We start from the raw sequence: 13,115 nt of genomic DNA, 5'->3' as shown, positions 1-13,115 counted from the left end.
CCATTTCCCTCAATGTTTGCTAAGCTAATGATTAACATTCGCTTAACAAGCATTATTGGCAAGCAACGCTGTCGTATCCGTTTCGTCTGGTTAACTCTCTCCTACCTTTAACCAAACACTTTCAACGTTTGCTTCTCACTCTCGAGCCAGAGGGTCACTTCAACGTCCCCTGCTCTTTTCAACAAGGAGGCACTATGATCACTCATATCAGCCCTGCCGGTAGCATGGATTTACTCTCTCAACTTGAGGTTGAGCGTCTTAAGAAAACCGCGTCTAGTGATCTGTACCAACTGTATCGTAACTGTACGTTAGCGGTTCTGAACTCGGGTAGCCACACCGACAACTCCAAAGAGTTGCTCGACAAATATCTGTCGTTCGATGTTGAGGTGGTGCGCCGTGAGCGTGGTATTAAGCTCGAACTGAGCAACCCACCTGAGCACGCCTTTGTCGATGGTGAAATCATCAAGGGTATTCAAGAACACCTATTCTCAGTGTTGCGTGACATTGTTTACGTCAACATGCATTTAGCCGATAACCAACGACTCAACCTGACTAATGCCACTCACATTACCAACCTTGTGTTTGGTATCTTGAGAAATGCAGGTGCGCTGACGCCGGGCATCGAGCCTAACCTGATTGTATGTTGGGGTGGTCACTCTATTAATGCCAGCGAGTACCAATACACTCGTGAAGTGGGTAATGAACTCGGCCTGCGTGAACTGAATATCTGTACCGGTTGTGGACCGGGTGCGATGGAAGGCCCAATGAAAGGGGCTGCCATTGGTCACGCGAAGCAGCGTTACACCGATCATCGTTATCTGGGGCTTACCGAGCCTTCGATCATTGCGGCTGAGCCACCAAACCCAATCGTGAACGAACTGGTGATCATGCCAGATATTGAGAAGCGTCTTGAGGCTTTTGTTCGTATGGCGCATGGCATCATCATTTTCCCAGGCGGCCCCGGCACGGCGGAAGAGCTGCTGTACATCTTAGGGATCATGATGCACCCGAATAACGCCGAACAACCAATGCCGATTGTGTTAACGGGCTCGAAAGAGAGTGAGGCTTACTTCCGCTCAATCGATAAGTTCATTGGGGAAACTCTAGGGCCTGATGCGCAGAAACATTACGAGATCGTGATTGATGACCCAGCACGCGCTGCGAAAATCATGAAACAAGCGATGCCAGATGTGCGTTCTCACCGTAAAGAGACCGGTGATGCCTACAGCTACAACTGGTCACTGCATATTGAGCCTGAGTTCCAACTGCCATTCGACCCAACACACGAATCTATGGCGGCGCTTGATCTTCATATGGACCAAAAAACAGAAAGCCTAGCCGCTAATTTACGTAAAGCGTTCTCAGGCATTGTGGCTGGTAACGTCAAAGCAGAGGGTATTCTGGAGATCGAGAAGCACGGCCCATTCCTAATTGATGGCGACAAAGAGCTAATGACCAAGATGGACCAACTGCTGAATGACTTTGTTGAGCAACATCGAATGAAGTTACCGGGAGGGACCGACTACGTGCCTTGCTATAAAATCGCCTCACGTGATTAAGGCGTTTACGTTACCAACGTTTCAACTCACCAAGTGATACGTTACTATAAGGGGCTAGCAGCCCCTTTTTTATTGCCTATTTAGTGGAAACTTATGTCTATCCATCTTGTTATTATCGATGCCTTAAACCTCATCCGACGCGTGCACTCTGTTCAGCCGGATCCAACCGATATAGCAAGAACCATTACCACCACAATTCGCACTCTCAATAAGATTCTGAATGAATCAAAGCCCACCCACATCATCGCGGTATTTGATCACCATTTACAAGACCGTGGCTGGCGCGCAGATGTGCTTCCTGCTTATAAGCAGAATCGTAAACCCATGCCAGAACCATTGATGAAAGGCCTTGATGCTATTCAACAAGCTTGGTGGGAGTTAGGCATTGATTCACTGCTGTCTGATGGCGATGAAGCGGATGATCTCGTCGCAACACTGGCAAAGAAAGTGGCTGACCACGGAGAAACCGTCACCATCGTCTCGACGGATAAGGGCTACTGCCAACTGTTGTCACCAACGCTTCAGATCCGAGATTACTTCCAGCACCGCTGGTTAGATAAACCCTTTATCGAAGCTGAGTTTGGCGTTAAACCTGAACAACTGGCGGATTACTGGGGATTAACGGGCGTAAGCTCAAGCCAAGTACCGGGCATCCCAGGTATCGGGCCAAAAGCAGCCAAAGAGATATTGACCACTTACCCAGATATCGAAGCGGCCTATCAAGCAGAAGATCTGCCGAAAAAATATCGTAAGAAGTTCGACGAACACATCGAATCCGCTCGTGTATGTAAGCAAGTATCGGCACTCAAAACCGATATTGATTTAGGGTTCAACCTGCAAGATATTCGTTACGAAGCAAACGCTTAAGTCGCTGTGACTCGATAATATTGATACAAAAAATGCCCCTTAAAGGAGCATTTTTTATCACTGACACACTAACGTAAATATTAGTGCGGTGAGATGTTTGAAAGCGCCTGAATGTGGACCGTGATCTCTTCGCGATCGTGGTAAAGGTGCTTAGCCTGCATCTTGAACTTCACTTTGTTCTCAATCAGGAACACTTTTAGGTTCTCGATATCTTGCAGTACTTCATCGTAACGGCCTTTCATAGGCAGTTTAAGGTTGAACAGTGCTTCTTTCGCCCAGCCTTTGATGATCCACTCACCCATAAGGTGAGCAACACGAGCTGGCTTCTCAACCATGTCACAGATAATCCAAGTTACGTTCTTACGGTCTGGTTCAAACTTAAAGCCATCCACCATGTGGTGCTTAATTTGACCTGTTTCCATTAGGCTGTCTGCCATCATGCCGTTATCAACACAGTGAACGAACATCGAGCGCTTAACCAATTGGTAAGTCCAACCACCTGGACATGCACCTAAATCAACACCCCACATACCTGGAGCCAAACGCTCGTCCCACTCATCACGAGGGATGAATACGTGGAATGCTTCTTCTAGCTTCAATGTAGAACGGCTTGGCGCATCTGATGGGAACTTCAGACGAGGGATACCCATAAAGAACTGGGAGTTGTTCGTTGGGTAAGAGTAACCAACAAAACAGTGGCCCGGAGCGATGAAGCATAAATGAAGCACAGGCTTCTTAGCGTTATCTTTCGCTGTCATCAGGCCTTTACCACGCATCGCTTGACGCATCGGCACGGTAAATTTACGGCAGAACTTCAAAAGCTCTTTTGCTTCGTTAGTATCTGGCGTTTCAATACGGATATCACCACAACGAGGGAAACCTTCTTTCTCAGAAAGCGCCTCAAGAATTGGAGAAATACGGTCATCGGTTGGCAGGTCTTTAATTTCAACAGCCACTGCCAACATTTGACGAGCAAAGATCAGTGATTGGAAATCGATCTCTTTGATCAACTTGTCCGCTTCACCTGCTTGGTAACATTCAAACAATACAAAACCTGTATTGTTCTTTAGGCGAGGAAAACCAAACACTTCCAGTTGTGTTGCCTTGTCTTGAATTTCGCCAGCACATTCTTTTTCAAAACCAGAGCGACAATAAAGTAGTACGTGTTTCACTGAGTTACCTCTTTTATATTCAAAGCAGCGAAGGAGAAGACTCCCCAACCAATGATAAATAGTAGACCACCAAACGGAGTGATAGGGCCAAACCATTTTATTCCTGTCAGTGCCAAGCCATAAAGGCTGCCACTAAAACAAAGGATGCCGATGATAAAGCAAATTGCCGCAATGAAAAAATATTTTTGTGATTTAGCGCCAAGTTTCATCTGCAGCAGAGCGCCACACGCCAATATCGCTAGAGTATGGATAAATTGGTACTGAACACCCGTCTCAAACACGCCTAGCAGATATTCAGACAAGATAGCTTTCAAACCGTGAGCTGCAAATGCGCCAAGCATCACAGCAACCGCACCAGAGATGCCAGCAAACGTGAGTAAATACTTACTTCTCATTGAGTACCTCTTTGATAAACGCTGATAACTTCTCAACGGTTAACGCAATATTCTGCTGCTCGGTGTAACCAGAACTCTTACGAGGTTTAAAGCTGTGGTCGCCATCGGGAATAAATTCAACACGAATAGAATCAGACAGATCAAAATCAGCAAACTCTTCACGCTTACCAAAGGTATCGCGCTCACCTTGTAAAATGAGGCATGGCTTTGCTAACTCAGCCAGATGCTCACCTTTGTATTTCTCGGGTTTACCTGGTGGGTGGAAAGGAAAGCCTAAACACGCCATTGCGGCCACCTTATCAAGTTCAGACAAATGGCTCGCCATACGCCCTCCCATCGACTTACCACCAATCACAAGCTTATCGGCATCAACCTGCTCAATAATCTCTTGATAGGCTTCAAGTAGCTTAGGCGCTCTGTCAGGTGGACGACGCTTACCATCTTCAGCACGTTTAATCATGTAAGGGAAGTTGAAACGAATCACTCGTATCCCTTTAAAGGCTAACCCTTTGGCTACCGACTGCATGAACTCATGCTCCATGCCTGCGCCAGCACCATGGGCAAAGATAAAGGTGATGGGATTGTCTTCACCATCAATGATGACGTTATTCATCGAGTAAGTCCTCTTGTTCACTTTGCGCTTTCGCTAGCATCCAGTCGCGGAAGGTAGCAATACGACCCATGTCGGCTTGTTTCTCATGACAAACCACATAGAAGGCGTTCTTACTCACCAACACTTCATCAAAAGGCGCAATCAAACGACCCGCTTCGATTTCAGGCTGCGCCAACACGTTGTTACCCAGAGCAATGCCCTGGCCGTGAGCCGCTGCCTGCAGCACCATGGTTGAGTGACTGAAGATAGGGCCGTGATTAACGTTTACCCCATCGATGCCATTTTGCTTAGCGAACTGTTTCCAATCCTTTCGAGAAGTATCATGCAATAGCGTATGACATGCTAAATCACTGAGAGATTCTAATGGTTTTACTCCTAGCAGCACGGAAGGTGAGCAAAGAGGGATCAAGTATTCTTGGTAAAGCTTATCGGCTCTAAGCCCCGACCAATTACCTCGGCCATAATAGATAGCGACGTCTACATCATCGGTTAGCGAGCCTTCATCCATATCAACGGCTTTGATTCTTACATCAATATCAGGCTCTTGCTGATTAAAGTCAGCGAGCCTTGGTACCAACCATTGAATAGCAAAACTCGGCGGTAAACTGATGGTCAATGCGCCCTTCTCACTTCGCTCCAGCACTTTGTCTGTCGCTTCTGCTAGTGATGTGAAAATATCTTTGATATCTAAGAAGTAGCTTTGACCTTCTTCAGTTAGCAGCAAAGAGCGGTTTCTTCGGCGAAACAGCTTCAAAGATAAGAATTCTTCAAGCGCTTTGATCTGATGACTGACTGCCGCTTGAGTAACAAACAACTCTTCTGCAGCACGCGTAAAACTCAAGTGTCGAGCTGCAGCTTCAAACACTCTTAGCGAGTTTAATGGGGGTAATCGACGAGACATAGTTACTCTCTAAATAAGCATTAGTTTTTTTTATCTGAAACATTATAATTTGTCCATTGCCTAGCAGCCAGAGAAATTCTATATTTCATCCCGCAGCAGCTAGCCTGAACGGCTTGATTCTCTCTAGAATCAATTGGCTTAGCTCCTGCGATGTTGTGTTTGCAAACTCGTTCTTTTCGAGTTGGGTAGAGTTCTACCAAATGTTTTGTTGCAGTTTATACTGAAACGAGGCATGTACTTCCTGTATTTATTTTGACCTGTCTGTCAAATTTGTTTACACCGCCTTATGGGCGGTGTTTTTTTATGTGCAAAGAAATGTAACAACAAGTTTATCAATAGCTGTGCTAATTAATTTTTATTATTTTTCATCGCCAATCACAGAATCAGACACCCACTCAAATAATCAACTGAACACATACAAATAGCACCATTGAGTTGCACTAAAAAGTAACAGAATACTTCAAGATACTCACACTTCTTCGGTACTTATAAACCCGTTTAGAACACACTCTTTCTATCAATCAAAAATTTCAAAGCTGAGCATGACGATAGCACGCCCAAACTCACGCCTCTGTCTGACTACTGTAAATCATTCACAATAGAAAATAAAAAAGCCGCTTACTTTTCAGTAAACGGCTTTGCAAAATGATTAACGCTTGGTCAACACACCACTATGGGCGGTAAACCTTAACGTTATGGAAGCCCTGCTCTTGTAGGTAAAGTGCCTGTAGACGGCTCATTACACCACGGTCACAGTACAGCAAGTACTCTTTCGCTTGGTCTAGGTCGCCAAACTGAGTCGAAAGCTTGAAGAATGGGATGTGTTTAATTTCAACACCCTCGATCTCTAATGGGCTTTCGTCTTCTTCTTCTGGGCTACGGATATCAAGAACGATAGCGTGCTCAGCAACAGCTTGAACTTGTTCAACTTCAGGCGCTTGCTCTTGGCTCTCTTTCTCGATGTCACGGATATCCATAACACGAGCGTTCTCGATCACTTGATCCAGCACTTCAAAGTTAAACTTAGCTTCTTCTGCTTCCAGTTTGCCTTTCTTCGCTTTCACTGTTGGCTTCTTAGAAATAACACCACAGTACTCAGGCATTACCTTAGCGAAGTCTTCAGTACCGATGATACGAGAAAGGTCGATGATGTCTTCTTTATCCCAGTTGATAAGCGGACGAAGAATCAAAGTATCTGTCACGTTGTCGATGTGACGCAGGTTAGTTAGCGTTTGGCTTGATACCTGACCTAGTGCTTCACCAGTAACCAACGCTTCGATCTTGAACTTGTCTGCAACCATACCACCAGCACGCATGAACATACGCTTAAGAACAACGCCCATTTGGCCGTCTTCTACGTTCTCAAGGATTTCAGCAACCACAGGTTCAAAGTCTACAGAAATGAACTTCACCTTTGCAGATGAGCCGTATTTATTCCATAGATAGTGAGCCACTTGTTTAACACCAATCTCGTGCGCTGGGCCACCAAGGTTGAAGAAACAGTAGTGAACCTTAGAGCCGCGTTTGATGTGCAGGTAACTTGAAACACCAGAATCAAAGCCGCCAGAGATCAAGCTCAGTAGATCTTCTTGAGTACCAAGAGGGAAGCCACCGAGGCCTTTGTGACGAGCTAGAACTTGGTTTAGCTTGTCGTTAGCCACTTCAACCTTAACGGTTACATCAGGGTTCTTAAGTCGAACTTTCGCTGACTCAACTGCTTGGTTTAGACCGCCGCCTACGTAGCGCTCAAGTTCAATAGAGGTAAAGTCATGCTTACCACGACGCTTAGCACGTACAGAGAAAGTCTTGCCTTCAATGTCAGCACGGCTGCGTTCTAGTACTTGCTCGTAAATATCGTGCAAGTCTTTGAATTCAGACTGTTGAACTTCAAGAGAGTGGTGAATACCTGGAGTGTGAGTCAGAGCCTCTAACACTTCTGCGTAGTACTGGTCACTCTCAGACGTCACTTCAATATGATCGCGACGGTTGAATACCGCAACACTTTCACAGCGACGTTGAATAACGTTACGAATGTTGCACTCTAGAATCCTTGTGAAGCGCTTACGCACCGATTCACTTTTTACAAAAATTTCCGGATGGGGCTTAACAATAAATTTCATAGTACTTTCACAACATTAATGTTCAAAATTTTGAAAACGCTCATCGCCAAGTAAATTAGAGAATTTACACAGCACTTGAAGCAAGAATAGATCATATCTAAATCTAAGGGCGCGAATTATACATGAGAAAGTGAAGCAAGGAAAAGAGTGCTTGCTGTAACACCATCATTAAACCGCTTGTTATTAACAGTAGCAGGTTTCGAAACGACATAAATGCCGCAGAGAGAACCATTGAAGACCAGCAAACAAAAAGCCCAACCTCATTATAAGGTTGGGCTTTCGATGCTATCTGCATGCTACCGTGTGTACACGTATCGGCTATTCATTAATAACAGGCACTTCGTCACTGTAAAGCGGCTCGCCCTGCATGATGCTGATTTCAACGCGGCGGTTGAGGCTACGTTGCCATTCAGTATCGTTCGGCTCGACTGGCTCGGTATCCGCCATGCCGCGTACTCTCAAGCGTTGATGAGAGAAACCACGCACCTTTTCCATCTCTTGAGCAACAGACACTGCTCGCTGTGATGACAAGTCCCAATTAGAGCGATAAAGCTCGGAATCAAGACGTTGATTATCGGTGTGCCCTGAGATTCGAACGATACCCGGAACATCTTTCACCAACTCAGCAACCTGTCTCACCAAAGGTCGGAACTTAGGCTGTAGGAAAGCAGAACCCGATGGGAATGCACCCTTCTCACGAATTCGAATCACAATCTGCTGGCCAAGGTTTTCAACTTCAATCGCGCCTTGGTCTATCTCTCGCTCCAACGCCTTCTTGATGCTTTCCATCAAGGTTTCCATCTCTTGCGATTGAGCTTCAGCTTGTTGTTGCTGTTGGTCTGACTCAGAGTTTTGATTGTCGTGAGTCGAAACCTCTGGCGACTTGCCTCCGGTCATCTTGCCTTGATCACGCATGGTACCGCCAGCACGCTCAGATTCACCTTCATGAAACTCAAGCGTTTGCTGCGTAATATCAATCGTCTGCTGCATGATCACATCAATCGGTGTCGGCTCTGGACGACCAGGTCGAAACTCTTGTGCAATGATGCTGGTGCCTTTAGGAATGTCTTTCACTTCCAAGCGGTTTTGTACACCAAACGCAAATTTCATCGAGCCAGCGATCTGTTTGAACTTCAGTACGTCCATCTCAGAGAATGAGAGCAGCAGTACGAAGAAACACATCAGCAGTGACATCAAGTCAGCAAATGTCCCCATCCATTGAGGCAATCCCGGAGGAGGACATTTACATGGATTTTCTTCATCCATCTTCAACTCCTCTTACGCAGGTTCACCATCAATCGTACGCTTACCTTCGTTTAGGTAGCTCTTCAGGTAACCATCGATTACTCGTGGGTTCTGACCATCTTGAATCGCGAGTACGCCATCCATAACCAAACGACGGTTGAGTGTCTCTTGGTCACGACGCAGCGCAAGCTTGTCGGCAATTGGGAAGAACACCATGTTCGAAAGAATCGCACCATATAGGGTGGTTAAAAGTGCCACCGCCATCGCAGGGCCGATCGCTTTTGGATCATCCATGTTAGAAAGCATGGCAACCAAGCCAACCAAGGTACCAATCATACCCATCGCGGGTGCTACATCACCAAATGCAGAGAACACCTTCGCGCCCTGCTCATGACGCTCTGTGGTTAATGCGATGTCTTTTTGCAGTGCAGCACGAACTACATCTCCATCATGGCCATCCACCAAAAGATCGATGCCCTTTTGCATGAAACTGTTGTTAATTTCCATCTCTTCCAGTGCTAAAAAACCACCTTTACGAGCCGCATCAGCCATCTCTACAACTTTCGCAATAAGATCTTCAGGCTCATCCGCTTTAAACATAAAAGCTTTGCCGGCAATCTTAGTCGCGCCAAAGAACTGTCCCATGGTGAACTTCATCAGAACAACAAACGTTGAACCACCAACCACGATCAAAATGGATGTCGTGTCATAGAACATCCCGAGGCTTCCACCTAGGATCATTGCCATGATTACAAAGGCAAATCCACCAATCAAACCTATTAGGGTTGCTAAATCCACTGAGCACTCCTCATGCTTTTTTGTAGCTCTACGTCGACGATAATCTTTTTATCGGCCAGACTATAAGATCTTTTAGTAAATTCTTGGCTTAAGTATCACACTTTTCGTTTTTGAGTCACTACTATTCGCAGACTTTACCCCTATACGTAGCGCATAAACTCGATAAAGCTAAGGTTATTCAATCAAAGTGAGTTCAAGCCCCTTAAAAACGAACTTTCTAGCAAAATTCCTTTGTTACATTTGACCATATCAGCGGCCTAGGGTAACGTTCGTTCATCTTTCCAAACGCAGATTTATTATGGCTACTAAGAAACCTGAAAATATGAGCTTTGAAGCGGCAATCGAAGAGCTTGATGGCTTGGTTGATCAACTAGAAAATGGTGATCTAGCTTTAGATGATGCGCTGAAAAAATTCGAACGAGGTATCTCCCTCGCTCGAGCCGGTCAAAGTAAACTAAACGATGCAGAACAACGCGTTAGCATCTTACTGCAAAACGATCAAAATGCAGAACTTAGCGACTTTAACCCACAACCTGAATAACAAATTGTATGAGATCCCCTATGATCGAGACGTTATTGTCTTATCAAGCACGTAATAACGAGCAACTGAACCTTTGGCTTGATCGCCTGCCACACCAAAATCAAAATCTTATCAACGCAATGCGTTATGGATTGCTTTTAGGCGGCAAACGTGCGCGTCCATTTCTTGTCTACATTACAGGGGAAATGCTCGGGTGCACGGCTGAAGAGCTCGATACTCCAGCTTCTGCAATCGAATGTATTCATGCCTATTCTCTGATTCACGACGACCTTCCGGCGATGGATGACGATGAACTGCGCCGTGGTCATCAGACTTGTCACATCAAATTTGATGAAGCGACCGCTATTTTAACTGGCGATGCACTACAAACTCTCGCGTTTACTATACTTGCGGAAGGCACGTTAAGTGCTGATGGGGAAAGCAATCGCGTTCGAATGATTCAACGCTTAGCTGAAGCCTCTGGTGCTCAAGGTATGTGTATTGGTCAGGCGCTTGATATTGAAGCCGAAAACCGCGCTGTTACGCTAGAAGAATTAGAAGAAGTTCACCGAAATAAAACGGGCGCTTTAATGAAGAGTGCCATTCGATTAGGTGCACTCGCTGCTGGTGAAAAAGCGTTAGAAGTAATGCCTCAATTAGATAGGTACGCCGATGCCATCGGGTTAGCCTTCCAAGTTCAAGATGATATTTTGGATATCACCAGCGACACGGAAACTTTGGGTAAGCCACAGGGTTCTGACCAAGAATTAAACAAAAGCACCTACCCTTCTTTGTTAGGTTTAGAGGGCGCTCAAGAAAAAGCGCAAACTCTGCTACAGGAAGCGCTTCAAGCTTTGGCTGCAATCCCATACAATACCCAGTCACTCGAAGAGTTCGCCCGATACGTCATCGAGCGCAAGAACTAAGACAATAAGCGCGCATTACCTATGACTCTTGATATATCAAAGTACCCAACTCTTGCTTTGGCTGATAAGCCAGAGGATTTGCGTCTACTTCCGAAAGAGACGCTAACACAGCTTTGTGATGAATTACGCACCTATCTTCTTAACTCAGTGAGCCAGTCAAGTGGCCACTTAGCGTCAGGCTTAGGTACAGTAGAGCTAACAGTGGCTCTGCACTATGTGTATAACACTCCTTTTGACCAATTGGTTTGGGATGTTGGCCACCAAGCATACCCGCACAAAATTCTTACTGGTCGTCGCGACCGCTTGTCGACTATTCGTCAAAAAGATGGATTGCACCCATTCCCATGGCGACAAGAGAGCGAATACGACACCCTTTCTGTTGGTCACTCTTCAACATCGATCAGCGCCGGACTTGGTATGGCGATCAGTGCGAAGAAAGAAGGTAAGAATCGTAAAGTCGTGAGTGTGATTGGTGATGGCGCGATTACCGCAGGTATGGCTTTCGAAGCCATGAACCATGCGGGTGATATTCACAATGACATGTTGGTTATCCTTAATGATAACGAGATGTCGATCTCTGAAAATGTAGGAGCTCTAAACAACCACCTAGCTCAAGTTCTTTCTGGCAGTCTTTACACGTCAATTCGTGAGGGTGGCAAGAAAGTGCTATCAGGCGTTCCGCCGATAAAAGAGTTGGTCCGTCGTACAGAAGAACATCTAAAAGGTATGGTTGTCCCTGGCACTATGTTTGAAGAGTTAGGTTTCAACTACATTGGTCCAATTGATGGTCACGATGTCAATGAGTTGATTAAAACGCTCAAGAACATGCGAGATCTTAAAGGTCCTCAGTTCTTACATATCATGACGAAGAAAGGCAAAGGCTACGAGCCAGCTGAGAAAGATCCAATTGGTTATCACGGCGTACCTAAATTCGACCCTGCACATTCAAGTCTGCCGAAGAGCACCAGCTCTAAACCAACTTTCTCTAAGATTTTTGGCGATTTCTTGTGTGATATGGCGGCGCAAGATCCTAAGCTAATGGCGATCACGCCTGCAATGCGTGAAGGTTCTGGCATGGTGCGTTTCTCGAAAGAGTACCCAGAACAATACTTCGACGTAGCAATTGCTGAGCAGCATGCTGTGACCCTAGCAACGGGTATGGCGATTGCGGGTGATAAGCCGATTGTCGCTATCTACTCGACGTTCCTACAACGTGGCTACGATCAACTGATCCACGATGTGGCTATCATGGACTTACCGGTCATGTTCGCTATTGACCGTGCAGGTCTTGTCGGTGCTGATGGTCAAACACACCAAGGTGCGTTCGACTTAAGCTTTATGCGTTGTATTCCAAACATGGTGATCATGGCGCCAAGCGACGAAAACGAATGTCGCCAAATGCTTTACACTGGCCACCAGCATACAGGTCCAAGTGCCGTTCGTTACCCTCGCGGTAATGGTATGGGTACTGAGATACAAAATAAATTTACCGCGCTTGAGATTGGTAAAGGTCGTATCGTTCGCGAAAGCGAAAAAACAAAAGATGGCTCGAAAGTCGCTATCTTAAGCTTTGGTACTTTCCTTGAGAGTGCACTTCAAGCCGCTAACGTCATCGATGCGACAGTTGCAGATATGCGCTTTGTGAAACCACTCGATGAAGCTCTGATCAAACAACTTGCTGCTGACCACGATGTACTGGTAACTATCGAAGAGAATGCGATTGCAGGTGGTGCGGGCGCAGGTGTGATTGAGTTCTTGATGCAAGAGAAACTGCTGATGCCAGTATTGAACCTTGGCCTACCAGACAAGTTCATTGCTCAAGGTACGCAAGGCGAACTGCATGAAGAGCTTGGTTTGGACGCGAAAGGCATTGAGAAGTCTATCACTGACTATCTTGCCAAGTAGCTTTAATACGTAAGCTCGTAAGCTCCGCAAACAAAAAAGGTTGGCCCTAGGGTCAACCTTTTTAGTATCTGCTAATTAGTTTGGTGTATCGCCA

General features: G+C 45.8%; 12 protein-coding genes. 5 read left to right on the top strand and 7 right to left on the bottom strand.

All coding sequences use genetic code 11. The annotated features are described in order from the left end of the window. Nucleotides 1–194: 194 nt before the first annotated feature. Both ppnN and xni read left to right on the top strand, forming a co-directional pair. On the top strand, nt 195–1,559 hold the full coding sequence (ppnN, locus tag AB4384_RS00910) for a nucleotide 5'-monophosphate nucleosidase PpnN (RefSeq protein ID WP_017060771.1): 1,365 nt from the start codon (nt 195–197) through the stop codon (nt 1,557–1,559). 93 nt (nt 1,560–1,652) lie between these two features. Beyond that, nucleotides 1,653–2,426 (top strand): flap endonuclease Xni, encoded by a 774-nt coding sequence (gene xni, locus AB4384_RS00905; RefSeq protein ID WP_017069498.1) that lies wholly within the window; start codon nt 1,653–1,655, stop codon nt 2,424–2,426. Nucleotides 2,427–2,506: 80 nt separating this feature from the next. On the opposite strand, the gene rlmM is transcribed toward xni, so the two are convergent. The 7 genes from rlmM to pomA form a co-directional block, all read right to left on the bottom strand. Next, on the bottom strand, nt 2,507–3,598 hold the full coding sequence (gene rlmM / locus AB4384_RS00900) for a 23S rRNA (cytidine(2498)-2'-O)-methyltransferase RlmM (protein WP_017070491.1): 1,092 nt from the start codon (nt 3,596–3,598) through the stop codon (nt 2,507–2,509). Continuing rightward, complete coding sequence (locus tag AB4384_RS00895; protein WP_102319950.1) at nt 3,595–3,993, bottom strand: DUF423 domain-containing protein; 399 nt, start codon at nt 3,991–3,993, stop codon at nt 3,595–3,597. Before AB4384_RS00895 ends, rlmM begins: the two co-directional genes overlap by 4 nt. Beyond that, nucleotides 3,983–4,606, bottom strand: coding sequence for an alpha/beta fold hydrolase (locus tag AB4384_RS00890; RefSeq protein ID WP_102319949.1), 624 nt, complete (start codon nt 4,604–4,606; stop codon nt 3,983–3,985). The genes AB4384_RS00895 and AB4384_RS00890 overlap by 11 nt, the downstream gene beginning before the upstream one ends. After that, entirely contained in the window at nt 4,599–5,507 is a 909-nt protein-coding gene (locus AB4384_RS00885; RefSeq protein ID WP_012604639.1) for a transcriptional regulator GcvA, read from the bottom strand. Before AB4384_RS00885 ends, AB4384_RS00890 begins: the two co-directional genes overlap by 8 nt. 671 nt (nt 5,508–6,178) lie before the next feature. Beyond that, on the bottom strand, nt 6,179–7,627 hold the full coding sequence (thiI, locus tag AB4384_RS00880) for a tRNA uracil 4-sulfurtransferase ThiI (RefSeq protein ID WP_029235325.1): 1,449 nt from the start codon (nt 7,625–7,627) through the stop codon (nt 6,179–6,181). 318 nt (nt 7,628–7,945) lie between these two features. After that, nucleotides 7,946–8,893 (bottom strand): flagellar motor protein MotB, encoded by a 948-nt coding sequence (locus AB4384_RS00875; RefSeq protein WP_017060777.1) that lies wholly within the window; start codon nt 8,891–8,893, stop codon nt 7,946–7,948. Between the two features lie 12 nt (nt 8,894–8,905). Continuing rightward, the gene (gene pomA / locus AB4384_RS00870; RefSeq protein WP_017060778.1) at nt 8,906–9,670 is read right to left on the bottom strand and encodes a flagellar motor protein PomA; all 765 of its coding nucleotides are present in this window, start codon (nt 9,668–9,670) and stop codon (nt 8,906–8,908) included. A 298-nt stretch (nt 9,671–9,968) separates the two neighbouring features. Between pomA and xseB the strand changes: the two genes are divergently transcribed. From xseB to dxs, 3 genes are read left to right on the top strand one after another with little or no spacing between them, the layout of a single operon-like run. After that, a complete protein-coding gene (gene xseB / locus AB4384_RS00865) occupies nt 9,969–10,211 on the top strand; it encodes an exodeoxyribonuclease VII small subunit (RefSeq protein ID WP_010436379.1) in 243 nt (80 codons plus the stop codon). Nucleotides 10,212–10,231: 20 nt separating this feature from the next. Beyond that, nucleotides 10,232–11,116, top strand: coding sequence for a (2E,6E)-farnesyl diphosphate synthase (ispA, locus tag AB4384_RS00860; protein WP_010436376.1), 885 nt, complete (start codon nt 10,232–10,234; stop codon nt 11,114–11,116). Nucleotides 11,117–11,137: 21 nt separating this feature from the next. Further along, the gene (gene dxs / locus AB4384_RS00855; RefSeq protein ID WP_372128725.1) at nt 11,138–13,021 is read left to right on the top strand and encodes a 1-deoxy-D-xylulose-5-phosphate synthase; all 1,884 of its coding nucleotides are present in this window, start codon (nt 11,138–11,140) and stop codon (nt 13,019–13,021) included. The last annotated feature ends 94 nt before the right edge of the window (nt 13,022–13,115 follow it).

The sequence above is a fragment of the Vibrio sp. 10N.261.51.A4 genome, from assembly GCF_041471945.1.
GTDB classification, from domain to species: domain Bacteria; phylum Pseudomonadota; class Gammaproteobacteria; order Enterobacterales; family Vibrionaceae; genus Vibrio; species Vibrio crassostreae_C.
Note: the sequence above shows the minus strand (reverse complement) of the source record. Positions and strands in the feature narration are given on the sequence as shown.

Coding starts and splice junctions, on each gene's coding strand:
- ppnN (WP_017060771.1), top strand. CDS start 195: ATGATCACTCATATCAGCCCTGCCGGTAGCATGGATTTACTCTCTCAA.
- AB4384_RS00885 (WP_012604639.1), bottom strand. CDS start 5,507: ATGTCTCGTCGATTACCCCCATTAAACTCGCTAAGAGTGTTTGAAGCT.
- AB4384_RS00875 (WP_017060777.1), bottom strand. CDS start 8,893: ATGGATGAAGAAAATCCATGTAAATGTCCTCCTCCGGGATTGCCTCAA.
- ispA (WP_010436376.1), top strand. CDS start 10,232: ATGATCGAGACGTTATTGTCTTATCAAGCACGTAATAACGAGCAACTG.
- AB4384_RS00890 (WP_102319949.1), bottom strand. CDS start 4,606: ATGAATAACGTCATCATTGATGGTGAAGACAATCCCATCACCTTTATC.
- AB4384_RS00895 (WP_102319950.1), bottom strand. CDS start 3,993: ATGAGAAGTAAGTATTTACTCACGTTTGCTGGCATCTCTGGTGCGGTT.
- dxs (WP_372128725.1), top strand. CDS start 11,138: ATGACTCTTGATATATCAAAGTACCCAACTCTTGCTTTGGCTGATAAG.
- thiI (WP_029235325.1), bottom strand. CDS start 7,627: ATGAAATTTATTGTTAAGCCCCATCCGGAAATTTTTGTAAAAAGTGAA.
- xni (WP_017069498.1), top strand. CDS start 1,653: ATGTCTATCCATCTTGTTATTATCGATGCCTTAAACCTCATCCGACGC.
- xseB (WP_010436379.1), top strand. CDS start 9,969: ATGGCTACTAAGAAACCTGAAAATATGAGCTTTGAAGCGGCAATCGAA.